Genomic DNA, 23,391 nt, shown 5'->3' with positions numbered 1-23,391 from the left:
ATCGCTATGGTCACAATCGACACTAGACTATGGTGTTGGGTTCGTTCCACGCGCGGATCCGGCAGGTGCTGAAAATGTTGGAGGACACTCCGTCTTAAAATCTTAGCCTCTCGGACCTGCTGAGGGCTCGACTCTCGTTGACCAAAGCCTTGGGCCATGAGGTCTCTCCACACTGATGAGGGGTACGCTTTCCCATTAACCCCGCTTCACGGCTCTCCCGCTGTCTCAATCGCAACTCATGCTCAGCAATCTATCCTTTGCATTCTGTCAAGTACGATTTATACCAAATTAGATGCGATTACCCTGGGATGACTGGCAAACCATGCAAACAGAAATTGAAGCCCTATTTAGGCGAAAAGTTGATTTAGTCAGTAAAAAATATCTCAAAAATCCCTACAGAAGACATGAAATTTTGAACACTCGACAGGTCATTTATGCAGTTGAATAATCGTGATATTGCCTCAATTTGGGATATGGCCCAGGCGATTCAAAATATTCAAACCTTTACGAATAGTTCTACCTTTGATGAATATCTAGACGACATTCGCACCATCAGCGCCGTTGATCGGCAATTTGAAGTTTTAGGAGAAGCCGCTCGTAGAATCTCGATGGAATTTCAGCAGGCTCATCCCGATATCGATTGGCAACGCATTATCGGTTTACGCAATATCATTGCCCATCAAACCCTGTCCCCATGCTCAAAATGGGCGATTACCGGATCCGGTGACCCTCGATGAAAACGATTTTGGCTACAGCCCCGACCAAGGAAAGCCGGGGGATCTCTGCCCGCCTTGTGCCAAGCAACAACTTGCTCATCTGGGACATTGGCAGGGGCACGTTGGGCAAGCTTTTCCCAAAGAACTCTTACCTCTGCGGTTATTCAAATGCCGGATGTGGGTATGGCTAGGGCGATCGCTCCCCTAGACCTAGGCCACCTCCATGCAAGGTGATCACAGCCCCTGGACCGATCTCCTAGCGGCAGGTGCTGCCTGGTTAGCCGACGAACAGGGCTAACAAGGCAGCATCAGACTCTACGGGCGAGTCACCTGGGGTCGGTGGCAACATCGAAGGATTAGCGCTATTGCACCTTAACCTGCTGAACTTTAATAAAGAAGCGGAAATCCATAAACTGAGCTAGATTCTGGCCATTTTTAGGGTATTCTTCCCCCGATTCCCTTGTCCTCCATCAGGTTGCCAACACGGATGCAGGACAAGACACGTTGGTGCCTCCCAAGCCGCAGTAGCCGTTGGGATTTTTAGCCAGGTATTGCTGATGGTACTCCTCGGCAAAGTAAAAGGTGGGGGCTTCTACAATTTCAGTGGTGATTTCACCGTACCCAGCCTCCGTGAGTGCGGCTTGATAGGTCACCCTTGAGGTCTGGGCCATCTGCTGTTGCTCGGGCGAATAGGTGTAGATGCCAGAGCGATACTGGGTGCCCACGTCATTCCCCTGCCGCATGCCCTGGGTGGGGTCATGGCTTTCCCAAAACACCTTGAGCAGATCGGCATAGTCAATCACTTGGGGGTCAAACACCACAAAGACCACTTCATTGTGCCCCGTCATTCCCGTACAAACCTCGTGATAGGTGGGGTTGGGACTGTAGCCTCCAGCGTAGCCCACAGCCGTGATATAGACGCCCGGCAGCTGCCAAAATTTCCGCTCTGCTCCCCAGAAACAGCCGAGGCCAAACATTGCAGTCTGCATTTGCTCAGGATAGGGGGGCTGCATGGGATTGCCGTTGACAAAGTGCTTTTCGGGCACTGGCATCGGTGTTGAGCGTCCTGGTAAGGCCTCTGCCGGGGACGGCATCGCTGCTTTTTTTCCAAATCCAAATAGTGCCATAGTGTTAACCTAACCTCCGCGAATATTTTCAAGGTAACGGATTTAACCAAAGAAGGGCTGAATGCTCACTGAATCTCCCCTGAACTGAGTGAGGAGTGTTGCCGCGATTGACCCAGGTCCCCGATCAACTCTACAGTTCAGGATGAAGATGCTCCCGCCCAGGGAGGCCTGATTTCTGCAAGGGATGGCCAAGGGGTTGAATGATGGTCTCAATAGAACACCCAGATCGCTGGCGATCGCCAGCCACGGTTGATGAGCTGAATCTGGGTCTGCCGCTACCCCGTTTATCCGTTACGGGTCAACGCCGAATTGCCGCCATTGATATTGGCACCAATTCAATTCATATGGTGGTGGTGGATATCAATCCTGATTTACCCACCTTCCAAATCATCGATACCGAAAAAAGTACCGTGCGCCTGGGAGAGCGCTGTCCCGAAACCGGTCAGCTCACCGAGCCTGCGATGGAGCGTTCCTTGGAGGCGCTGAGTCGCTGCCAAGAAATTGCCCAGGCCCGCCAGGTGGAAGAAATTATTGCTGCCGCCACCAGTGCGGTTCGCGAAGCTCCCAATGGACGGGAGTTTGTTCAGCGCGTTCAGGACCAGTTGGGGTTAAGCGTCGATATTATTGCTGGAGAGGAGGAGGCCCGTCGTATTTATCTGGGCGTCCTGTCGGGACTGGACTTTGAGGGGCAGACCCACGTGATTGTGGATATCGGGGGCGGATCCACGGAGTTGATCCTGGGGGATGGGCACAAGGCCAGGAGCCTGAGCAGCACCAAGGTGGGTGCAGTCCGGCTGAAGGAACTCTTCATTGAGCACGATCCCATTCTCAAGCGCGAATTTAGCACGATGAAGGCCTACGTGCGCGGCATGATGGAGCGCGCCATTGAGGATGTGCGCTCCAAGATTCAACCGGGAGAGATGCCGCCCCGTCTGGTGGGAACCTCCGGCACCATTGAGAGCCTGGTCAAGATCGCTGCCTGTGAGTTTCTGGGAGCCTGCCCGACCTCACTCCATGGCTATGAGTTAGACCTGGAGGTGTTGCAGGATCTGGTACAGCGGCTGTGCAAGCTCTCCTACGAGGATCGCTGCCGCATTCCGGGGATGTCAGAACGACGCGCTGAAATTATTTTGGCTGGAGCTGTCATTTTACTGGTGGTGATGGAACAGCTTGAAATCAGATCCCTTAGCACCTGTGAGCGTGCCCTGCGCGAGGGCATGATTGTGGATTGGATGCTTCGCTACGGCCTGATTGAAGACCGATTGCGCTACCAGAGTTCCATTCGAGAGCGCACGGTGATCAATATGGCCCAGCGCTATCAGGTAAATTTAGATAGCTCCCAGCGAATTGCCTGGTTTGCGGTGCAAATCTTTGACCAAATCCGGGAACAGCTGCACCATTGGGGACCAGAGGAGCGCGAACTTCTGTGGGCTGCTGGGATCTTGCACAATGTGGGGCATTTTGTCAGCCATGCGGCCCACCACAAGCATTCCTATTACCTGATTCGCCATGCCGGGCTGCTGGGTTTTAGTGACACCGAAATTGAGCTGATTGCCAATTTTGCTCGCTACCACCGGAAAGGCCCGCCGAAGAAAAAACACGATCCCTATCGAAACTTAAGCAAGCAGGATCGCGCGAAGGTGAATCAACTGAGCGCCATCTTAAAGCTGGCGGTGGCCCTGGATCGGCGCGAGATCGGGGCGATCACGGATCTGCGCTGCGAGTTCGACCCCGAGAATTGCACCCTTGTGCTTCACCTACAGCCGCAATGGGATGAGGACGACTGTGATCTGGAGCTGTGGAGCTTAAACTACAAGAAAGCGAGTTTTGAAGCGGAATTTGAGATTTCTCTACGGCCCCATCTCATGGTTTAGGGGGTGAGGCTTAACCAGGTTTCCAGGCGGGTGATGGCCTTATGGTAGGTGAGGTTGTATTGCAGAGGCGTAATGGAGATATATTTCTGGCGATTTGCCTGAACATCGGTCGTGATCTCCGCTACATCTTCGAAGCCAGGGGGCATCTCGGCATCTTCCACCACTTCTCCAGCAAGCCAATAGTAGGTTTTGCCGCGTGGATCAATTCGCTTTTCAAACATATCAAAGTAGCGACGAATGCCCTGGCGCGTGATCTTGGTGCCCTTAATTTCGCTGTCGGGGAAGGCTGGAATATTGACGTTCAGCAAAATAGGGTCCTTGAGGGATTGCTGTTGCCATTGATCCACCAGATGCCGGGCGAATCGGGCGGCTGGACCAAAATCATGATAGGTGAAGCTGGTTAAGCTCAAGGCAATACTGGGAATATCCTCAATGACGCCTTCCATCGCCGCCGAAACGGTGCCCGAATAGAGGACATCGGTGCCCAAATTAGCCCCCTGGTTAATGCCGGAAAGCACCAGGTCGGGAGGATGCTCTAGCAGGGCTCCCAGGGCCAGCTTAATGCAGTCCGAGGGGGTGCCTGAGCAGGCCCAAGCCCGAATTCCCTCATGAAAAATGCCTTCCACCATCTCAGCTCGAATGGGCTGGTGAATGGTCAAACCATGTCCCGTGGCGGATCGCTCTCGGTCTGGACAGACCACCGTCACTTGATGTCCGGCGTCAGCGAGGGTATTGGCGAGGGCACGGATGCCGGGTGCAAACACACCATCATCATTGCCGATTAAAAGTCTCATGGGCGATCGCCGAACGGTTTCCGCATAACATCTTAGGCTATTCTTTGCGGATTCAGGCTGGCGAATCTGATGCTCCAGTGCCCAGGCGGACCGGGGCAGACTCCCAGCCAGATCTACAATGAAGGGGCAATCTGCCAGGGAGGATGGGGTTTGAAAAAGCGAGTCACAATTATCTTCCCTCAACGGACGGTACAAACGCCGATCACCTATCGCCTCGCGAAGGATTACAACGTAGCTGCCAATATTATCCGAGCCCAAATTGCTCCCAATCAGGTGGGGAAGGTGGTGGTGGAGCTATCGGGCGATATTGATCAGCTTGAATCGGCCATTGAATGGATGGAGTCGCAAGAGATTCGCGTATCCTCTGCGAATCGAGAAATTTTAATTGATGAGGACCGTTGCGTTCACTGCGGGCTGTGTACGGGCGTCTGTCCGACGGAGGCGCTCAGGCTCGATCCTGACACCGCGCGCCTTACCTTTCAGCGATCGCGCTGTGTGGTTTGCGAACAGTGTGTACCCACCTGTCCAGTGCAGGCCATTTCTACAAATTTCTAAAGGGTTTAGCGAATGTTTACAAACGCGCTATTTGTTTGGGAATCATGGGCGATGACGGACTCGAACCGCCGACATCCTCGGTGTAAACGAGGCGCTCTACCAACTGAGCTAATCGCCCTTGTGCTGAATTTATCAGCTTATGTATCCTAGCAAACTTTGTTTCACTTTCATTCATTCAACACTAAAGTTTTTACAAAAAAGGCTGAAAAGCCTGCTCTGCAAAGGCTTCACGGTGAGTTGCCTTTGGACAGGACGCGCCGAGTCTGCCGGAGGTTCTTCCATGGTGGGGTCAACACCGACTGATATAGTGAAAAATGGCTCTCTTTGATAGAACGGTTGGTACTTCAGACCCGTGACCATGCACATCTCCCTTCCCCCCCTGGCCTCCCTAGCCAAGCGATCCACACTCCTGACCCTGGTGCTCTGCATCGTTCTGGGACTCTCGGCAATTCCAGCCCATGCCGTGGGCTTGATTGCCGGACTGCCGCCCGGCAACGCTATTAAGGATCCCCAAGCGCTGCTGCGATTAGCGCTGCCCTTTGATAACGATGCAATTCGCGCTGTCCAGCTCGACTTGGAAGATATTGAAAGCCAGGCTCGGGGGCGTCGCTGGTCTGGGGTTAAGTCCGACATCGTCAAAGCTAGCTCCACCTTTAAGCGCAAAAAAACAGAAATTCTGGAAAGCGTCCTGCCGGAAAATCAGGCCAAGGCTGAACCGCTTGCAGAGGAAATTATCGAAGATTTAGAGCTTTTAAAGGTGGCCGCCGATGAAAAGGACGGCACCAAGATTAAAACCCTGCGCGCTGACATCATGACTAAGATTGGAACGCTGGAAGCCGCGATGGTGGATGGATTTCCCTTCGAAATTCCTGAAGAATATCAGACTCTGCCGCAGCTCCGGGGACGGGCCACCGTTGAAATGCAGACCAGTAAGGGCACCTTAACCCTGGTTGTTGATGGCTACAATGCCCCCATCACCGCCGGTAATTTTGTGGACTTGGTGCAGCGTAAGTTTTACAACGGCTTGCCCTTCACTCGATCCGAGGAGTCCTATGTGGTGCAAGGAGGCAAGCCTAAGGGCGATGCCATTGGATTCGTTGACCCGAAGACTAAGCAATATCGATCCATTCCCCTGGAAATTCGGACGGAAGAGGAAGAAGTCCCGATTTATGGCGTCACCCTTGAAGATGCCGGTCTGTATCTTGAGCATCCTCGCCTGCCCTTCTCCGCCTACGGCGCGATCGCCATGGCCCACGGTGACGATCCCAACGATGCTTCCTCCCAATTTTTCTTCCATCTATTCGAGTCCGAACTGACCCCGGCGGGTTCAAACCTCCTGGATGGTCGCTATGCGGTCTTTGGCTATGTGACCCGCGGAAAGGAAGTCCTGGGGGATCTGAAGGAGGGAGACACCATTGTGAATGTAAAGGTTACCGAGGGCCTGGATCATTTTGTAAAATCTAGCGCTGCCTAGGGTATGGCGGCGTCGGCATCGAATCTTACGGTGGGCGATCTGGGAGAACAAGGCGTCCTGGCGCTGCTGCAGGGGTTTTGTCCCGCCCACATCATTGGCGACGATGCCGCCTTACTCACCCCCAATCCAGGGCATCAGCTGGTCATCACCACCGATGTGCTGGTGGAGGGAGTTCATTTTAGCGATCGCACCACCTCTGCTAGGGATGTGGGCTGGCGATCTGCGGCGGTGAATCTTTCCGACCTGGCGGCAATGGGGGCGTCTCCCCTGGGCCTCACGGTGGGCTTGGGGCTACCGCCTGGGCTTTCCCAGCATTGGCTCCAGGAGGTCTATATGGGCCTGTCGGACTGTCTCCAAACCTATGGCGGCGTGATCTGGGGGGGAGATGTGGTCCGGTCGCCCACGATCACCGTGAGCATTACTGCCCTGGGCGAAGTTCCCGACCAGGGTGCGATCTTGCGCCACCGGGCTCAGCCAGGCCATGTGTTGTTAGCAACGGGATGGCACGGGGCTTCCCGCGCGGGCCTGGAACTGCTCCTCCATCCCACCTGGGGGGGCGATTTAAACCCGAGCGATCGCGCTGCGCTGTTGCAGGCCCACCAGCGTCCGGTTCCCCGCTTCGATGTTCTCCAGGCGCTGCGCCAGTGTATCTGTCCAGGAACCATTGCCGGCATGGATAGCAGTGATGGCCTGGCCGATGCCGTGGTCCAGCTTTGCCGAGCCAGCCAGGTGGGAGCGATTCTAGCCCAAGATCAAATCCCCATCCATCCAGCCCTGTTTAGAACGCGATCGCTCTCCCCCCTTCAGGCTCAAGACTGGGCGCTGTACGGCGGGGAAGATTTTGAACTGGTGCTGAGCTTACCGCCCCAGGCCGCTGCTCAGCTGCTGCCCCAGCTTGAGTCTGGTGCTGCAATCATTGGCCAGATCACCCCCGATCTAGAGGTTTATCTGCAAGGATCGGGGGCCCCCCAAAGGTTGAGTCTGGAGTCGGGGTTTCAGCATTGGTCCAGTCCTCCCCTCATGTGAGGGGTCTAGAACAGATCGCTCCCCCACAGCCAAATCCCCAAGCCAAGCGTGGCCAGGGTGATGGTTAGATTGTCCACATCGCGCAGGGGCAGCGATTCCACCAGGGTGGCCCCGCTGAGGATCAACACCACCTTTCCCCACTCCTGCCCTGTTCCCAGGGGGGCGCGAACTAGCTGCAGGGCGTCAAACAGACTCAGCATTAGAACTGTTAATCCTAGCGCTCCTAGAAACATGGCCAGGCTTCCAGCCCAGCTTTTCTGACCATTCCAGGGAAGTTTATGCCTTCCGTAACGGCGGCCAACAATATCGGCCAAACCATCCCCCCCGCAAATGGTCATCAGTGCCGTAAGACTCAGGGGAGAGCTGCGCCAGAACACCAGGGTACATCCCACAAAAACCAGCCCATACTGCAGGGGACCTTTTAAGAGTTCACCACGCTGCCCCTGGCGGGTCATGGCTTGCACCGCCGCGGGGTCGTCAATCCAGCCCATCCCCACGGCCAGGAACTGAGCCGTAAGCACCCCTGGGACCAGGGCAGCCCATCCCCTGGCGGAGAAACTGGCGTCAAAGAGGGGCCAGCACAGCACAAACAGGGGACCGGTGGTGATGTGAATGATTTTCCGGCTCAGCTTGGACTCGATGCGGCCCTGGGCCGCCAGGCTATCCCAAAGCCGTAACCACAGCGTAGCCCCCATGAGCGTCACTCCCATGGCCAGGGGATTGCGCCAGGTTACGAGGAAATCAATCATGCCGACGCCTCCGATCGCAGTTTCACGGTTGTCCATTCCGTCAGCGCAGAGCCTACCAGACAGGTCAGCAGGATATAGGCGACGGTGACATTAAAAATCACCTCCGAGATGAGTTCGTAGTTCCTGGCAAAGAGGGCAATGACCAGAACCAGAGCAGCCCGAGCAATGGTCAAGCTCAGCATGGCCATCCCCTGCAGGACAGAGTAGCCAAACAGGTGGCGGACAATCCCGGTGGCGATCGCCTTGCCCAGGAAGGACACCAGCGTTAGTGCCAGGGTAATCCCCACCACCTCAACGGAGCTTCCCAGGACGCGCGGGTTACACAGCACCCCCACAGAAATTAAAAAGGAGGGAATAAATAGGCTATTTCCCACAAATTCCACGCGCTGCATCAGGGGGCTGTGCAGGGGAATGGCCGGATTTAAAGCTAGTCCGGCGATAAAGGCGCCGACAATGGCATCAATGCCCAGGAGTGTGGTCATGCCCGCCACCACAAAGAGAGTGGCCAGCACAAAGATAAACTGGCTTCTCAGGTCGCCCTGCGGGTCTTTCAGAAGTTGATCGCCCCAGCGTGGAATAATCCAGAAGCTCAGACCTATCAGCACCGGCAGCCCCAGGACAATTTTCAAGGTGAACCCCGGCCCAAGGGTGCCCAGGGCCGCCGCCTGAATCATGGAAAAAACTAGCAGGGTCAGGAAGGAGGTAACGACCGTGGCCCCCACCGTGACCCCAATGAATTCCTCTTGGGTCAGGCCCTGGCGAATCACCGTGGGATAGGCCAGCAGCACATGGGGAGACAGCAGCAGTCCCACCACGCAAGCCCCCGTCATGCTCAGGCCGAACCCAAAGTACCCCAGGACAATGCCCAGACCAAAGGGCACCAGGAAGGTTAGCACCCCAAAAATGAGCGATCGCAGTCCCAATCGCCGCAGATTACCCAGATCAATTTGGACCCCGGCCAGCAGCATAATGTAAAGCAGCCCAATTTTTTCCAGCAAAATGAGCTGAGCATCTCGGGCTATTAACCCCAGGCCATGGGTTCCAGCACCCATGCCCACGAGGATCAGTAGTACAATACTGGGTAATCTCAGTTGACGCGCTAGGAATGGCACCATGCCAATGAGTACTAGCAGCAAAGCGACGATTAAAATCGGATCCTTGAGGGGAAGATCAAACACGGAGAGTCCTCAATAGAACAATCCCTTCCATAATTTCATGATTTTTAATGAAATCTGCGGCATGGGCAAAAGTAGTGCATCATAGTTGCACAGACATGCCGACTTGCTTTCTAGGCCCATGATTCACTGTAACAATTGCGGACATCTCAATCCGACCAGCGCTTCGGAATGCGAAGGCTGTTATCAGCCCCTCCCGGCGTTAACCGCTTGCCCAACCTGTCAAGCTTCAGTGCCTGAAGATGCATTTTTTTGTCCCCAATGTGGGGCTTCCATGCCGCGGGGCGTTGCGTCCCAATCGAGCAGTGAACCAGTCCCGTCTCCCCTGCCGCCCCTAGAGCCAACGCCGGTGGAGTCAGCGCTACCGCCCACCAATGTGGTCAATCCCTTTTCAGATCCATCCCCCTCCGAAGTTCCTCCTACGAATGTGATCGGTTCGGCTGCGGAGAGGGTCGGGTCTAATTTGCCACCCACCAATGTGGTGCATCCCTCAGGTGGCACGATGGGTCCCGCCGATCTTCCCCCGACGAACGTTGTGAACCCGCCGCTAGATCCTTCTCTTGGCTCCAATTTGCCGCCTACAAATGTGGTCCATCCTGCCGAGGGGGGGAATGCCGATTCAGCCTTGCCTCCGACCAACGTTGTTGCCTCGCCTGGGGGGGCAACCCCGCCGCCCTTTGCGGTGAGTTCTGGTCCGGGGGGACCCGGTCCGTTCCCCCTTGATCCAACCGAAACTGAGCCGACCTTTGTGGTGAGTCCCGGTGCCGATCGAGACTCCGATCGAGAGACTCTCGTGCCGCCGCCAGAGACCCCGCCGCCGCTTCCTCCCACCATTCCTCCCCAACATCCCGAGCATTACGCCTTTGACCTGCGAGAACCCCCTGCTCCGCCAGCGCCTCCCCCGATTAACGCAGACTCCTTGCCCCCGGCCCTTAATCCCCTGCAATCTGGATCCGATCCCCTCCAAAGTCTAGGGTCTGATCCCACTCCTCCCGCTTTCCCGTCTCCAACCTGGGACGAGGATTCGGAGGGTGTGCCTTCGGTTCCACCACCACCCGACCCGCCTGAGGCCATCGGTTCTGCTGGAAGCGCCTCAACCACGATGCAGCCCAGTCCCCCTCCGGTCTTGTCCGGTAATGTCGGGGCCACGGTCATCCAGCGGCCCCTGGCTCGATTTATTCATCAGCGCACCCAGACCAGCGTTGAATTGCCCAGCCATTTGACGCGGCTCTTAATTGGAAAACAGACCGACTCCATTCACCCGGATGTGGATGTTTCCGGCTTTGCCGACAGCGAGGTTGTCTCTCGCAAGCATTCAAATTTGTATGTTACTCCGGAGGGGTACTACATTGAGGATGCCGGTAGCGCTAACGGCACCTATGTCAACGATGAGTTGGTTCAACCGGGCCATCGCGTTCGCATTAAGCCCGGTGACTTGGTCTGTCTGGGGCGAGAACATAAGGTCTGCTTTCTCTTTCAAATTGGCTAGGTGGGGGAAGCGAGTACTTCCTTGACCCGATTCCTTGACCCGATTCCTTGACCCGATGAACCGCCCTAGCCTATCGCCTCCCTCCCTGCGGCATCCTGCTGAGTGGGAGCCCCATTCAGCCTGCTGGCTGGCTTTTCCCCGTCTTCCTGAGGAGTGGCCCGGTTATTTCGAGGCTGCCTGTGGAGAATTTGCCCAGCTGTGTCGAGGCATCGCCGATTGCGATCCCGTCACCGGCCAGCCACGGGGGGAACGGTTGAATATTCTGGTGTTTGATCAAAGCGTTCGCCAGCGAGCGGAGCAGTATCTTGCTGGCCTGCCGGTGTATTATCACCTGTGCCCTTACGATGACATCTGGCTGCGGGATACAGCCCCCATTTTTGTGCAAAAAGCAGGGAAAGCGCCCCAGCGGTCGGATAGACCTTCTTCGCTGTCCCAGCCTCCCTCGAGCCTGCCTTCTGAGGTCCAGGATCTGGCGGTTCGCTTTTGCTTTAATGGCTGGGGCAGTAAATATGACTTTCCCCATGATGTGCATCTGGCGCAAGCCCTCGTGCAGATGACCCATCTTCCCAGCCAAACCGTTCAGCTGGTGGCAGAGGGAGGTGCCTTGGAAAGCGATGGCCAGGGCACCTGTCTGACCACGCGCCAATGTCTGCTCAACCCGAACCGTAACCCAGGGATTACGGAAGCTGAGATCAACAGTCGGCTGCAGGCAGGACTGGGGTATCAGAAAATCATCTGGCTGGATCAGGGCCTGATCAATGATCATACCGATGGTCATATTGATACCCTGGCTCGGTTCGTTTGCCCGGGGGTGGTCATGGTCATGGAGGCGCGAACGGCACAAGATCCCAATGCTGCCGTGCTCAAACAGATTGCCAGGCAGTTGTCCCAGGCGCAAGATGCTCAGGGGCGAATGCTGCAGCTTGTTACGCTCCCGTCCCCTGGCCCCATCCGAGATGGAACTGGGGATATCCTTCCAGCCAGCTATCTAAATTTTTATATCGCTAACACCTGTGTTCTGGTTCCCACCTACGAGAGTCCCTTTGATGCCCCTGCGATCGCTGCAATTCAAGCTTGCTTCCCCACTCGCCGGGTCATTGGCCTTTCTGCCCGAGCCTTGATCACAGGGGGGGGTGCCTTTCACTGTATTACCCAGCAGCAACCATGAGCCTCGTAACCGTAGCCGCGATTCAGACCCCGCTTTGCCCAGAGCGAGACACCAACATTCACACCATTGCCCACTATGTCGAAAGGGCGGCTGCACAGGGGGCGCAAATTATTTTGCCCCCGGAACTGTTCCAGGGGCCTTATTTTTGCCAGCAGGAGCAGGAGGAGTTTTTCAGCTACGCGCGTTCAGTGGAGGAGGACCCGGCTATTGCCTATCTTCAACCCCTAGCGCGGCACCTAGGGGTGGTGATTCCGGTTTCCTTCTTTGAAAAGGCAGGCCCCTGCTACTACAACAGTGTGGCGGTCCTTGATGCCGATGGCTCACTGCTCGGCGTTTATCGGAAAAGTCACATTCCAGATGGTCCTGGGTATGAGGAAAAATTTTACTTTCGCCCAGGCAACAGTGGCTTTCGGGTGTGGCCCACTCGCTATGGCACCATTGGGGTGGGGGTCTGCTGGGACCAGTGGTTTCCAGAGGCCGCTCGCATCATGACGCTCATGGGCGCCCAACTGCTCCTGTATCCCACCGCCATTGGCAGCGAACCCCAGGATGCCCAGCTCAACACCAAGGATCCCTGGCAGCGCGCCATGATTGGCCATGCGGTCTGTAATGCCATTCCGGTGGTGGCGGCCAATCGGATTGGACAGGAGCAGCAACTTACCTTCTATGGTCATTCCTTTATCGCCAACCACCAGGGCGAAACCTTAGCCGAACTCGATCACCAGTCGGCGGGGGTGATTCAGAGTCAGATTGATCTCAAGCTGGTGGATCAATACCGAGCGGGTTTTGGCTTTTTCCGCGATCGCCGCCCCGATTTGTACGAGCGTATCATCCAACCCTGACATTGGCAGGGGGGTGCTGGTTGCCTCCTGCAACTCCAGCTATGATTTCTTAAATTGATGCCTGACCTGATTTCTTAAGTTAAGAGAATTTTTCTGTTCCTATTGGGGAGAACACCTTAGTCTAGTGATCGATACCTATGGCCTTTTCCGTCGGTTCCGTCGTTCAGAGCGTAAAGCTATGTCTACCGAACAGTCTAAAATTCTCCTGATGAAGATTATTGTCGGGGTTGCCTGGGTGGATGGAAAAATCCAGCCCGAGGAAAAGGAATACATTCGTCGTCTAGCGACGGAGCAGGGACTGTCGGATCAGCCCGAAATCAAGTCTTTGATTAACGAGTTGCGGACCGTTACTCCCCAGGAATGCGATCGCTGGATTCAGGAATTTATGGGTCAACATCCCAGCGTTGATGCGCGTAACCAGCTCATTGAGGACATTAGTGGATTAATCTACAGCGATGGAGAAATGGACAGCGCTGAAGCCAAGCTGTTAACCCATCTTCAGGATATGCCCGAGCAGGACAATCAGCTGCAAACCTTTAAAGATAGAGTGATCCATCGCGTTCAAGATATCTACCAGCAGCTCAAGCTGCTTTAGTCCAGCGCACAGAAAAACAACTCCCCCCTAGGCGAAGAGGTCCACATCCAACCGCGACCTAAACGTGCCCTAAAGGAGAAAAACCAGAGCGTCGCAAGGAGGCGCTCTGGTTTTGGTAATTCAATGTTTGGCTAACACAGCCCTGTGGGGCTTTCTCCTACCGAATGCTGCCCTCAAGCTGGGCGGTGTTAATGGGCTTGATTAAATAAAGCTGGAGAAACTGAATCCCATTGTTTAAAAACGCCGGTAGCTTCTGCAGAATTTTCAGCGCCTGAGGCGTGTTTTCCTGAGCGTCGATCGCCCGCAGCTTCTCATTGTTGGCCACGCAATGCTCTAGACAGGCGTAAAACTTGGGATGGTTAACATCCAAAATCACCGGAAAAATTCGACCTGCGGTGTCATTGGTTTTTTCAATGACTTCCTTGTCGTACTCTCGGGCGTCTAGACCAATGGATTCATAAAAGCCAGAGCGCTGGGTATCGTTCAGATACATTGTGGCAAAAACTGACAGTAAGAAGAAGCGACACCAGAGTCGAGACTTCAGGTTATTGATAAAATCAGGCTGGGATTTTAAAACCGCATCAAAGAAGTCGCCATGTCGATTTTCGTCCTGGCACCAGTTTTCAAAGAACTTGAAAATTGGATAGATGCAGTCCTGCGGATTTTTTTCAAGATGACGATAAATCGTGATGTAGCGCCAGTAACCAATTTTTTCAGAGAGGTACGTGGCATAGAAAATAAACTTTGGTTTGAAAAAAGTGTAGCTCCGGCTCTTGGTGAGGAAGCCCAGGTCCAAAGATAACTTGAAGTCGGTCATCGCCTTGTTCAGAAAGCCTGCATGGCGAGCCTCGTCACGGGACATGAGGTTAAATCCCTCAGCAAGCAACGGGTTCTTGTCCTTTAGACGACGACCCAACTCCTTGTAAAGCAAAAATCCGGAAAACTCCGCCGTGCAGGATCGCTCTAAAAATTCAATAAACAAACGGCGGGTTTCGCCATCAATGTGATCCCAGGACTGATCAAATCGCTCATCGCGAACGAAGTGCTTCTGGTTATAGTCCGCTTTGAACTCAGCCAGAAGAGCCCGCAGCTCATCCTCGTTGAGCGAAACATCCATTTTCGCCATTTCATCGAAATCAGTGGTGTAAAATCGGGGCGTGAGGATGGTTTCTTTGGCCGGAACCTTGACTCCTTCCCGGATTTCGTCGAATTCAGGCTTTTTCAGCGTATTGACCATAGGTGCTTACTGCTTTCGTATGCTGTGACTACTTGCGCCCTGCTTAAATAAATAAGTGCTAAGCCAAGACCTTTCAGTCATACTACCTGAATCGGTGAAGACCGATGGGCGAATGTGAACGAACGTTACATTTATTGAACCCACAAATATTGAACTCCCAAATATTGAACCCGCAAAGTTTAATTTAATGCTGACAGGCCTTTTCTCTCCTTTCTCCGGGCTGCGCAGTCGCATGCACCTGTTGCCTGCGCTGAAATTTGTCTGGGCCAGCTCAGCCCGCTGGACTCTCCTGCGGGCGCTGCTAGTGCTGGTACAGGGAACCTTGCCGCTGCTGCTGCTCTATGTGCTCAAGCTGGTGATTGACCGGATTTCCCTGGCTTTAACAGGCCCTGACCCCAGTGCTGACCTTGAATCGGTGCTACTCTTGCTCGGACTATTTGGGCTGCTGAACCTGGTGAACCATCTGGCAATGGTCACCTCCGATTTGGTGAATACGGCCCAGGCCCAGCAGGTTACAGACTACATGCAAAATCTGCTGCTGGAGAAGTCCGTTGCCGCGGATCTTGAATATTACGAAAATTCAGACTACTACGACAAACTTCAGCGTGCCCAACAGGAGGCAGCCTACCGTCCCTCCCAGATTCTAAATCGACTGGTCCAGCTCAGTCAGGGGGGGATTTTGCTGGTGGGCGTCACGGTTCTACTAGTCTCGCTGCACTGGGTGCTGGCGGTGCTCATCATCCTTGGAGCCTTACCGGCTTTCTTGGTGCGGCTAAAATTTGCCAACGTGCTCTATCGCTGGCAGCGTCGTCGCACGGCCCTAGAGCGCCAATCGGTCTATCTGGGACTGATGCTGACCACGGATATCTATGCGAAGGAAGTCAGACTGTTTAATCTGGGGCCCTGGCTGAGGCGCCGCTACCGCGATATCCGTCGCAAAATCTACCGTGAAACCCTGGCCATTGTCTCCCGGCGATCGCTGGCGACCTTCGGCACCGAGATTGTCTCAACGGCTTTAACCGTCAGCGTTTTTGCCTTTATTGCCTACTACACCCTCAGCGGTCGGCTCAAGATTGGGGATCTGGTTCTCTATCAGCAAGCCCTCCAGCGGGGTGAGGGCGCACTTTCCAACGTGTTGAGGGCGCTCTCGGGTTTGTATGAAGACAATTTATTTCTGACCCATCTCAAGGAGTTTCTCACGCTGGAACCCAAGATTGTGGAGCCAGCCTGTCCCCTTCCCTGTCCTTCTCCCTTCCAGACTGGAATTACCCTGAGTGGCGTCACGTTTCAATATGCCAACACAGAGCGAACCGCACTTCAGAACATTAACCTTAGCCTTCCCGTCGGGCAGACCATTGCGCTGGTGGGAGAAAACGGTTCGGGTAAAACCACCTTAATTAAACTTCTCTGTCGCCTGTACGATCCCACCCTGGGGCAAATTTGCATTGACGGCATCGATATTCGTCAATTTTCCACGGCGGATCTGCGCCGCCGGATTAGCGTTATCTTCCAAGACTACGTTAAATATCCCTTTACGGCTCAAGAGAACATCTGGCTTGGCAATATCGATCTCGATCCAGAGGACCCTAAAATTCTGGAGGCAGCCAAGCAATCCCAAGCCGATTCAGTGATCCAGGCGCTTCCTCTCCAGTACCAAACCAATCTGGGGAAGCTGTTTGAGGCGGGAGAGGAATTAAGTGTCGGCCAGTGGCAGAAAATTGCCCTGGCGCGGGCTTTTGTGCGCGATGCCGACTTAATTGTTCTAGATGAGCCGACCTCCGCCATGGATCCCAAAGCTGAATATGAAGTCTTTCAGCAGTTTCGCACCCTCACCCAAGGTCAGACCGCCATTCTCATTAGCCATCGCATGTCCACTGTTCGCATGGCAGACCGTATCTACGTCATGGATCAAGGGCAAATTATTGAGTCGGGCACCCACGAAGAGTTGATGAACAGGAACGGTCAATACGCAATTTTGTTTAATGCCCAAGCCAAAAACTATCATTAGACGAGACCGTTAGATTGGCGACTATTTTTTGATGAAATATTTATTAAGCAGCTCTTAGGGATGGAGTGTTCGGGGGCACCCTATGCTTAGATCGAAGTTTTTTCTGTTAATCTCCACCTTGCGCCATATTGCACAATTGGCATTGCCTGTTAGACTAACGGAGTTTGGCAAGCGCTCATCGGCTTTTGCTATGCCCCTAGGGGAGAGGGCATCTTGGCGTCGTTTACCTCGGGTTCACCTGCGCAGCGAATGCTCCTCCTGACGCTTACACGACCGATTGCACGTGGAGCTGTAGCCTTGAAGGTTCGCGCTCCTGCCCCACTTCCCTCCCCGCGCCACTCGCCTCGCTTATACAGATCAGTTATCCGGATAGAGCAGAGCTAATTTAATAATGAAAATCGCGTTAGTTCACGATTATCTTACTCAAAAAGGAGGGGCCGAGCGGGTCTTTGAATTGCTTTGCCAGCATTTTCCCAATGCGGATATCTTCACTTCCTTGTACGACCCTCTCAATACCGTTGATTTGGGCAAGGGCCGTCCTGTCCGTACCACCTACCTGCAAATGATACCCGGCGCCAGCCGGTTTTTTCGCCTGCTTGCCCCCTTCTATTACCATGCCTTTCGCTCTCTGGATCTGCAGGCCTATGATTTGGTCATTTCAAGCTCCACGAGCTTTGCGAAGGCCGTGCGAACCCGCCCCGATGCGGTGCACGTTTGTTTTTGCCATAATGTCACCCGCTTTCTCTGGGATACTCAAAACTACCTCTCTGAGTACAGCAACTTTCGCCGCATGTCTACCCCCATTTCCATGGGGCTTAAGCTGATGCGAAGGGCTGATCGGCGCTACGCGCAGACCCCGGATCTATACATTGCCAATTCCTCAACCGTGGCTGAGCGGATTCGGAAGTACTATGGACGCCAGGCGCTGGTGGTTAACTATCCGATTGATCAGCGAAAGTTTATTTTCTCGGCAGAAAAAGATGACTTTTGCCTGGTATCCTCGCGCATGCTCAGCTATAAAAAAATTGACGTCACGATCGCGGCTTTCAATCAGCTAGGGTGGCCTCTGAAAGTCGTGGGAGAGGGACCGGAGTCGGGGCGCCTGCGGGCCATGGCAAAACCCAATGTTGAATTTTTAGGGTACGTTCCCGATGCTCAGCGTGCCCAGCTGATGGCCAGGGCCAGATACGTTATTGTCTCTGCCCTGGAAGACTATGGGCTGGTTCCCATCGAAGCCAACGCCAGTGGCACCCCCGTGATTTGCTACGGGGTGGGGGGAGTTCGAGATACTCAGATTCCTGGAAAAACAGGCTTGTTTTTTGCGCCTCAAACCCCAGCAGCTCTGATTGAGGCCTTGATGGCCGCTGAGTCTCTGTCCTGGGACCACCAGGCCATTCGCGACCATGCCCTGTCGAATTTTGCCCAAACGGTCTTCTTTCAACAGATCGATCAAATTCTGGCCGAGTTTGCAGACCTTCGCGCCTTGCGATCCGCTTCGCAGTTGACCCATGCGCTGGGCTAAATTCGCGGTTGGTATCTGGGTTCATGGGGATTCGGTCCACAGGGGTTCGGTCCATAGGGTATGAAGGCGATCGCCAGCACCTTGAACTGGGTGATGCAGGGAAAAAGCGGGGTGGCTGCCACTATCCAAACCACCTTTTTTCAGATTGTGATTTTGGCCACCAATATTTTGACCGGCATGGTGACCGCGCGGATTCTGGGGAGTGAAGGGCGAGGAGAACTGGCCGCCATAAATCTCTGGCCTAACCTGATTGGACAAATTCTGGCCCTGGGCTTAGGGCCGTCCTTGCTCTACAACTTAAAAAAATATCCCACGCAAGCGGCTAATCTCTATGGCGCAGTCCTGGTGCTGGGAACCTTGCTTGGCGCTCTGGGATCGGCGATTGGTGTTGGGATCATCCCCATGGTCCAGAGCCAGTACTCCCTGCAAGCCATTCGCTATGCCCAACTGTTTGTCCTCACAACTCCCATCTCCCTACTGACCCTGATTTTGCTCAATGCCTATCGAGCAAGGGGACTGTTCTCCGTGGTCAATCAGACCAATTACCTCTCGCCCATTTTGACCCTGGGATTGCTAGGGGGCTTTGCAGGCACTCGGTCCATGACGCCCTTGACCGGAGCTCTTGCCTATCGCATTCCATTTCTTTCCATCTTTATCTGGAAATTTGTGGATCTATGGCGTCACTACCGTCCTGGGTTTCGGAATCTGCGGACCAGCATTGGCCTGTTGCTGCCCTATGCCTGGCGCTCAGCGGGTATTAATATTCTTTCCCAAGTAGCAGACCGTCTCGATCAGGTTTTGGTGGTGGGATACCTTGATCCCGATGCCATGGGGCTGTACGTGGTGGCCCTCAGCGTCTCGCGTATGCTGAGCGTTTTCCAAAGCGCGATTGTCACCGTGTTATTTCCTAAAACCGCTGCCCGTCCGATTTCTGAGGTGGTTGATCTCGCTGGACGGGCAGCACGGGTGAATATCTGGGTCTCGGTTTGCGCTGCGGTCCCCCTGATGATTTTAGGTCCCATGCTGCTCCCGTTTCTGTACGGGCCTGAATTTCAAGAGGCAGTCACGGTTTTTCAGATCCTGAGTCTGGAAATTATTGTAAAGGGAACGACTTTGATTATTGCCCAGGTTTTTATGGCCGTTGGTCGACCTGGCATTGTGACGCTGTTGCAGGGGGTGGGAGTAGGGCTGAGTTTTCCACTGATGTTTTGGCTGATTCCCCGATTTGGGCTGTTGGGAGCGGGGGTAGCCCTCTTGACTTCCACCACGGCTCGCCTGCTGTTTATCTTGATCTGTTTTCCCTGGGTTTTGAAGGTGGATTCTCCGTCCTTGATTCCCCGGTGGTCCGATCTACAGATTTTGTGGCGCACGATCTTGAGGCGATCTCAACCTCAGTCTGAGGATTCTCGCTGATGTTACTGTTGTCTCAAAAAACAAGTCTTGACCATGCTACGGTCTGGGTTACCTTAGATCAGTCCCCCATCGGATCTTCCAAAGGCCACGGGCTGGAGAAATGGGTGCCCCCTTGCGTTGTCCTGGATAAGGGATCGCTTTTACCTTGACCGAAGTTGTTTGTGGAGTGTATCGTGCAGCCTAATTTTCTGGTGACTGGAGCCGCGAAGTCAGGGACCACATGGCTACACCTCTGTCTATCGGAGCACCCCCAGGTGTTTCTCCCTGACGCGAAGGAACTCCATTTTTTTAGCTATGATTCCCTGTACGCTAAAGGGGTCGGCTGGTATGAATCATTTTTCCCCAGGCACCTCACCCAAGCGGCGATTGGCGAAATCTCGACCTCCTATCTGCCCTCGGTGAGCGCTGCTGAGCGAATTAAAGCCTACAAGCCAGAGATGCGTCTCATTTGTATCCTGCGCAATCCCATTGAGCGGGCCTATTCTCACTACTGCATGGACTTGCGGGCAGGACGCGCCACCAAAGATATGGAGGTGGGGCTAGGTTCTCAATCGCCCTATGTCCAGTGGGGGCTTTACCATGGCCAGCTGACTCGCTATCGGGATCAATTTCCCCCTCAGCAGCTCAAGGTGCTCCTGTTTGACGATATTCAGCACCGCCCTGCCGATCTGCTCCGGGAGATTTATGACTTTCTAGAGATTGATCCCACCTTTACCGCGAGTTTACTGCAGACACCCAAAAACGCGAAGCGCTCCTTGCCCAAATATCCACGGCTGTATCGATCTGCGCTCTCAGTCTATGAAACTCTTACCCGTCTCCCGATGGTGCAAGGCCCCCTGGAGTCGCTGCGCTTGAACGGGGCCTTTGATTTTATCCACCGACTTAACCAGGGAGAGCAGTTTCCTGCTCTCCCCCGCGATCGCAGCCGGTTTCTGGTCGACCATTACCAGAGCGATCTAGAATGCCTTTCCCACAGCTTGGGGAAAGATTTAATGGGCTGGTTAACCCCCTATGCTGACTAGATTGAGATTGCTTCCTGGCCTCCTTACCCTGCAAGAGCATGAGTTCCCCAGCGATGAATGACGTGATTGTGTTTACCCATATTCCTAAAACCTCCGGGGTCTCTCTGTGGCGAGAACTCATTAATCCCAACTTTAGGCCAGAGGAAATTTATGAGTACGGTCGGCTGCCCGAGTTTATCCGGGATATGCGCAAACCCTATCGTTTTGTGGGAGGCCATGTTCCCTTTGGCCTGCACCGGTTTACCCATCGGTCAGTGCAGTACATCACCTTTCTGCGCGACCCCATTGATCGAGCCATCTCTTTTTATTACTTTGTGCAGCAAGATGGCGATCGCCCCGAAACTCGTAATCCACTATGCACCTACGCTGAATCGGTGAGCCTCAAGGAATTTTATGAGAATAAGCGCTTTCAAAACTATCAAACTCGCTTCCTCAGCGGCTTTTTGAGCACCAAATTTTATCCAATCTTTAGCACTGCCTTGCTCAAGCCCTACGTCCTGCGAACCGCCCTGAACAACCTGCATCATCACTATGCCTGTTTTGGGATTTTAGAGGAGCGCGACAAATCCCTTGCGCTCTTCCGAGAGAAGTTTCAGTGGCAGGAACTTGCCGCGGTGCCCCCCATGAAGAAAACCCGCAATCGCCCCCAGGTTGCAGACATCGACCCCGACACCCTGGCCACCCTGAAAGCGGCCCACGATCTCGACCTTCAGCTTTACGATCAAGCTGTGAACCTATTTGCGGAGGACTATGAACGCCACTGCTCCCGATAGCACTAGGTCAACCCAAATCCTCCCTAACTTCTTGATCATCGGTGCTGCCAAGGCCGGGACGACCTCCCTGTATGACTATCTGAGTCAGCATCCTCAGGTCTTCATGAGTCCCCTCAAGGAGCCCAAGTACTTTGCCCTAGAAGGAGAGCCGCTGAATTTTCAAGGACCGAGCCAAATTATTAATCACACCTCGGTGAACTCCCTTGCTGAATACTGTCAACTTTTCTCCGGTGTGAGACAGGAACAGGCCATCGGGGAGGCTTCCCCCCTCTATCTCTTCAGTGAACAGGCGGCCCGACGAATTCGTCAACGCCTTCCTCAGGTCAAGCTGATTGCGATTTTACGAAACCCTGTGGACCGCGCCTTTAGTAGCTATTCCCACCTCCTGCGCGAAGGGTTTGAAACCCTGGAATTTGAGGCGGCCCTGGATGCAGAGCCCGAGCGCATCCGACAGCGTTGGGCTCCCCTTTGGTACTACCAGGCTAAGGGCTTTTATGCGCGGCAGCTGAGTCCTTATTTCGAAGAATTTCCACCTGAGCAGATTAAAATTTATCTGTTTGAGGACTTTTGTCAAGATACTCTGGGTGTGGTTCAGGAAATCTATCAATTCATTGGAGTTGATCCTCGCTTTGAACCCCAGTTTCTGCGCCGTAATGTGTCTGGCATTCCCAAGAACAAGGCCCTACATCGCCTTTTAACTCAGGATAACTGGCTCAAAAGCCTGCTGAAGGGCATGCTGCCAGTTGAATTTGCCCAAACCCTGGCCCTGCATCTCAAAAACCACAACCTTGGGGAGAAAGTTGCCCTCAGGCCTGAAACCCGCAGACGACTTCAGCGCCTCTACCGTGAAGATATTCAGCAGTTGGAGGTTCTCATTGGTCGCGATCTCTCCCCTTGGCTCCAGGAGGATTAAACTGAGCCCATGACGCTCCCAAACTTCCTGGTGATTGGTGCTGAGAAGGCTGGCACAACCTCCCTGGACTATTATCTCCAGCAGCATCCAGAAATTTTTATGAGTGCCATCAAGGAGCCGCGCTACTTTGCTCCGGAGTTCTACACCACCTATTTTCACGGCCCGCGGGTGGGACAGCGAAGCCAGCCCATGACCCAGGCGGACTATGAAGCGCTCTTTGCCGGCGTCACCACCCAACCTCTGGTGGGCGAAACTTCGCCCCAGTATCTGTATTTCTCCGCCTGCGCACCGCGCATTGCCCAATGTCTCCCGGAGGTTAAGCTGCTGGCTGTGCTGCGCAATCCGGCTGAGCGCGCTTTTTCGGCCTATGCTTACCAGCAACGCTGCGGATATGATCTAGAACACAGTTTTGAAGCCGCGTTGGCCTTGGAAGCGGACCGAATCCAGGCGCTATGGCGTCCTGTTTGGCACTATCGGGCACTGGGATTTTATTTTCGCCAGCTGATCCCCTACTATCAGCTGTTCCCTCGCGATCGAATTCGCGTGTTTCTGTACGATGATTTACAGCAAGATGCTGTCCAGTTTTCCCAATCGGTCTATGCGTTTCTGGGGGTTGACCCGAGCTTTATCCCAGATATTGCGGCTAAAAATGTTTCGGGACGGCCCAAAAGCCGACTGCTGCATAATGTCCTGTTCCGGGACAATGGGATCAAAACCTGGGCGAAACGGCTAATCCCCCGCAGAGCGGGATCCGCCCTGGCTGGATTTCTGAAGCGCCAGAACCTTGGAGAAAAGCCAATCCTGTCAGGGCAGACGCGTCGAGAGTTGATCCAAGCCTACCGCAGCGATATCCTGCAGCTTCAAGATCTCATTGAGCGGGATCTCTCGGCTTGGCTGGGGTAGACTCTGGCCATCATGG

21 protein-coding genes, 1 tRNA gene and 1 pseudogene are annotated in these 23,391 nt (G+C 54.2%); 17 read left to right on the top strand and 6 right to left on the bottom strand.

Annotated elements, in window-relative coordinates:
* Positions 1-434 precede the first annotated feature (434 nt).
* Positions 435-737 carry a HepT-like ribonuclease domain-containing protein gene (locus tag QQ91_RS01685; RefSeq protein WP_166279175.1) on the top strand — a complete coding sequence of 101 codons (303 nt, stop codon included), beginning with the start codon at positions 435-437 and terminating at the stop codon, positions 735-737.
* 449 nt (positions 738-1,186) lie between these two features.
* Here the strand turns inward: QQ91_RS01685 and msrA are convergent, their stop codons facing one another.
* On the bottom strand, positions 1,187-1,843 hold the full coding sequence (gene msrA, locus QQ91_RS01680; protein WP_166279172.1) for a peptide-methionine (S)-S-oxide reductase MsrA: 657 nt from the start codon (positions 1,841-1,843) through the stop codon (positions 1,187-1,189).
* A 200-nt stretch (positions 1,844-2,043) separates the two neighbouring features.
* On the opposite strand from msrA, the gene QQ91_RS01675 reads away from it, so the two are divergent.
* Complete coding sequence (locus tag QQ91_RS01675) at positions 2,044-3,717, top strand: Ppx/GppA phosphatase family protein (RefSeq protein ID WP_236096028.1); 1,674 nt, start codon at positions 2,044-2,046, stop codon at positions 3,715-3,717.
* Here QQ91_RS01675 and surE read toward each other — a convergent pair.
* Positions 3,714-4,511 carry a 5'/3'-nucleotidase SurE gene (surE, locus tag QQ91_RS01670; RefSeq protein ID WP_166279169.1) on the bottom strand — a complete coding sequence of 266 codons (798 nt, stop codon included), beginning with the start codon at positions 4,509-4,511 and terminating at the stop codon, positions 3,714-3,716. The genes QQ91_RS01675 and surE overlap by 4 nt on opposite strands.
* Positions 4,512-4,661: 150 nt before the next feature.
* Here surE and QQ91_RS01665 point away from each other — a divergent pair, with 150 nt between their 5' ends.
* Complete coding sequence (locus QQ91_RS01665) at positions 4,662-5,066, top strand: NIL domain-containing protein (RefSeq protein ID WP_166279166.1); 405 nt, start codon at positions 4,662-4,664, stop codon at positions 5,064-5,066.
* A gap of 45 nt (positions 5,067-5,111) precedes the next feature.
* Here the strand turns inward: QQ91_RS01665 and QQ91_RS01660 are convergent.
* Positions 5,112-5,184: transfer RNA gene (locus QQ91_RS01660), tRNA-Val, on the bottom strand.
* A 240-nt stretch (positions 5,185-5,424) separates the two neighbouring features.
* Here QQ91_RS01660 and QQ91_RS01655 point away from each other — a divergent pair.
* On the top strand, positions 5,425-6,540 hold the full coding sequence (locus QQ91_RS01655; protein ID WP_166279214.1) for a peptidylprolyl isomerase: 1,116 nt from the start codon (positions 5,425-5,427) through the stop codon (positions 6,538-6,540).
* A gap of 3 nt (positions 6,541-6,543) precedes the next feature.
* Entirely contained in the window at positions 6,544-7,566 is a 1,023-nt protein-coding gene (gene thiL, locus QQ91_RS01650; protein ID WP_166279163.1) for a thiamine-phosphate kinase, read from the top strand.
* Positions 7,567-7,571: 5 nt separating this feature from the next.
* On the opposite strand, the gene QQ91_RS01645 is transcribed toward thiL, so the two are convergent.
* Together QQ91_RS01645 and QQ91_RS01640 are read right to left on the bottom strand one after the other, a co-directional pair.
* Positions 7,572-8,315: a diacylglycerol/polyprenol kinase family protein gene (locus tag QQ91_RS01645; protein ID WP_166279160.1), complete on the bottom strand. Its 744-nt coding sequence runs from the start codon at positions 8,313-8,315 to the stop codon at positions 7,572-7,574.
* Positions 8,312-9,493, bottom strand: a complete 1,182-nt coding sequence (locus QQ91_RS01640) for a cation:proton antiporter (protein WP_250833230.1) — start codon at positions 9,491-9,493, stop codon at positions 8,312-8,314. Before QQ91_RS01640 ends, QQ91_RS01645 begins: the two co-directional genes overlap by 4 nt.
* Positions 9,494-9,611: 118 nt before the next feature.
* Between QQ91_RS01640 and QQ91_RS21780 the strand changes: the two are divergent.
* The 5 genes and pseudogenes from QQ91_RS21780 to QQ91_RS01620 all read left to right on the top strand — a co-directional run.
* Positions 9,612-9,746 (top strand): annotated as a pseudogene (locus tag QQ91_RS21780) (double zinc ribbon domain-containing protein); the annotation flags it as partial.
* A gap of 18 nt (positions 9,747-9,764) precedes the next feature.
* Entirely contained in the window at positions 9,765-10,979 is a 1,215-nt protein-coding gene (locus tag QQ91_RS01635) for an FHA domain-containing protein (protein ID WP_250833229.1), read from the top strand.
* A gap of 34 nt (positions 10,980-11,013) precedes the next feature.
* Entirely contained in the window at positions 11,014-12,147 is a 1,134-nt protein-coding gene (locus QQ91_RS01630) for an agmatine deiminase family protein (protein ID WP_236096027.1), read from the top strand.
* Positions 12,144-12,989, top strand: a complete 846-nt coding sequence (gene aguB, locus QQ91_RS01625) for an N-carbamoylputrescine amidase (RefSeq protein WP_166279154.1) — start codon at positions 12,144-12,146, stop codon at positions 12,987-12,989. The genes QQ91_RS01630 and aguB overlap by 4 nt, the downstream gene beginning before the upstream one ends.
* 178 nt (positions 12,990-13,167) lie before the next feature.
* A complete protein-coding gene (locus QQ91_RS01620) occupies positions 13,168-13,584 on the top strand; it encodes a tellurite resistance TerB family protein (protein ID WP_166279151.1) in 417 nt (138 codons plus the stop codon).
* Positions 13,585-13,741: 157 nt separating this feature from the next.
* Here the strand turns inward: QQ91_RS01620 and acsF are convergent, their stop codons facing one another.
* The gene (gene acsF, locus QQ91_RS01615; RefSeq protein ID WP_166279149.1) at positions 13,742-14,821 is read right to left on the bottom strand and encodes a magnesium-protoporphyrin IX monomethyl ester (oxidative) cyclase; all 1,080 of its coding nucleotides are present in this window, start codon (positions 14,819-14,821) and stop codon (positions 13,742-13,744) included.
* A 232-nt stretch (positions 14,822-15,053) separates the two neighbouring features.
* Here acsF and QQ91_RS01610 point away from each other — a divergent pair, with 232 nt between their 5' ends.
* The 7 genes from QQ91_RS01610 to QQ91_RS01580 all read left to right on the top strand — a co-directional run bounded on the left by QQ91_RS01610 (position 15,054) and on the right by QQ91_RS01580 (position 23,375).
* Positions 15,054-16,829, top strand: coding sequence for an ABC transporter ATP-binding protein (locus tag QQ91_RS01610; protein WP_250833228.1), 1,776 nt, complete (start codon positions 15,054-15,056; stop codon positions 16,827-16,829).
* Positions 16,830-17,220: 391 nt separating this feature from the next.
* Positions 17,221-18,351, top strand: a complete 1,131-nt coding sequence (locus QQ91_RS01605; protein ID WP_166279144.1) for a glycosyltransferase — start codon at positions 17,221-17,223, stop codon at positions 18,349-18,351.
* 60 nt (positions 18,352-18,411) lie between these two features.
* Positions 18,412-19,764, top strand: a complete 1,353-nt coding sequence (locus tag QQ91_RS01600; protein WP_166279141.1) for a lipopolysaccharide biosynthesis protein — start codon at positions 18,412-18,414, stop codon at positions 19,762-19,764.
* A gap of 173 nt (positions 19,765-19,937) precedes the next feature.
* A complete protein-coding gene (locus QQ91_RS01595; protein WP_166279138.1) occupies positions 19,938-20,786 on the top strand; it encodes a sulfotransferase family protein in 849 nt (282 codons plus the stop codon).
* Between the two features lie 38 nt (positions 20,787-20,824).
* Positions 20,825-21,559 carry a sulfotransferase family 2 domain-containing protein gene (locus QQ91_RS01590; RefSeq protein WP_201277271.1) on the top strand — a complete coding sequence of 245 codons (735 nt, stop codon included), beginning with the start codon at positions 20,825-20,827 and terminating at the stop codon, positions 21,557-21,559.
* Positions 21,537-22,472: a sulfotransferase family protein gene (locus QQ91_RS01585; RefSeq protein ID WP_166279132.1), complete on the top strand. Its 936-nt coding sequence runs from the start codon at positions 21,537-21,539 to the stop codon at positions 22,470-22,472. The genes QQ91_RS01590 and QQ91_RS01585 overlap by 23 nt, the downstream gene beginning before the upstream one ends.
* Before the next feature lie 9 nt (positions 22,473-22,481).
* Positions 22,482-23,375, top strand: coding sequence for a sulfotransferase family protein (locus QQ91_RS01580; RefSeq protein WP_166279129.1), 894 nt, complete (start codon positions 22,482-22,484; stop codon positions 23,373-23,375).
* Positions 23,376-23,391: the final 16 nt, after the last annotated feature.

It is taken from the genome of Lyngbya confervoides BDU141951, assembly GCF_000817775.3.
In the GTDB taxonomy this organism is placed as follows: domain Bacteria; phylum Cyanobacteriota; class Cyanobacteriia; order Thermosynechococcales; family Thermosynechococcaceae; genus Lyngbya; species Lyngbya confervoides.
This window is presented reverse-complemented; position numbering and strand designations above follow the sequence as displayed.

Coding starts and splice junctions, on each gene's coding strand:
- QQ91_RS01685 (WP_166279175.1), top strand. CDS start 435: ATGCAGTTGAATAATCGTGATATTGCCTCAATTTGGGATATGGCCCAG.
- msrA (WP_166279172.1), bottom strand. CDS start 1,843: ATGGCACTATTTGGATTTGGAAAAAAAGCAGCGATGCCGTCCCCGGCA.
- QQ91_RS01675 (WP_236096028.1), top strand. CDS start 2,044: ATGATGGTCTCAATAGAACACCCAGATCGCTGGCGATCGCCAGCCACG.
- surE (WP_166279169.1), bottom strand. CDS start 4,511: ATGAGACTTTTAATCGGCAATGATGATGGTGTGTTTGCACCCGGCATC.
- QQ91_RS01655 (WP_166279214.1), top strand. CDS start 5,425: ATGCACATCTCCCTTCCCCCCCTGGCCTCCCTAGCCAAGCGATCCACA.
- thiL (WP_166279163.1), top strand. CDS start 6,544: ATGGCGGCGTCGGCATCGAATCTTACGGTGGGCGATCTGGGAGAACAA.
- QQ91_RS01645 (WP_166279160.1), bottom strand. CDS start 8,315: ATGATTGATTTCCTCGTAACCTGGCGCAATCCCCTGGCCATGGGAGTG.
- QQ91_RS01635 (WP_250833229.1), top strand. CDS start 9,765: ATGCCGCGGGGCGTTGCGTCCCAATCGAGCAGTGAACCAGTCCCGTCT.
- aguB (WP_166279154.1), top strand. CDS start 12,144: ATGAGCCTCGTAACCGTAGCCGCGATTCAGACCCCGCTTTGCCCAGAG.
- QQ91_RS01620 (WP_166279151.1), top strand. CDS start 13,168: ATGTCTACCGAACAGTCTAAAATTCTCCTGATGAAGATTATTGTCGGG.
- acsF (WP_166279149.1), bottom strand. CDS start 14,821: ATGGTCAATACGCTGAAAAAGCCTGAATTCGACGAAATCCGGGAAGGA.
- QQ91_RS01610 (WP_250833228.1), top strand. CDS start 15,054: ATGCACCTGTTGCCTGCGCTGAAATTTGTCTGGGCCAGCTCAGCCCGC.
- QQ91_RS01605 (WP_166279144.1), top strand. CDS start 17,221: ATGAAAATCGCGTTAGTTCACGATTATCTTACTCAAAAAGGAGGGGCC.
- QQ91_RS01600 (WP_166279141.1), top strand. CDS start 18,412: ATGAAGGCGATCGCCAGCACCTTGAACTGGGTGATGCAGGGAAAAAGC.
- QQ91_RS01590 (WP_201277271.1), top strand. CDS start 20,825: ATGAGTTCCCCAGCGATGAATGACGTGATTGTGTTTACCCATATTCCT.
- QQ91_RS01585 (WP_166279132.1), top strand. CDS start 21,537: ATGAACGCCACTGCTCCCGATAGCACTAGGTCAACCCAAATCCTCCCT.
- QQ91_RS01580 (WP_166279129.1), top strand. CDS start 22,482: ATGACGCTCCCAAACTTCCTGGTGATTGGTGCTGAGAAGGCTGGCACA.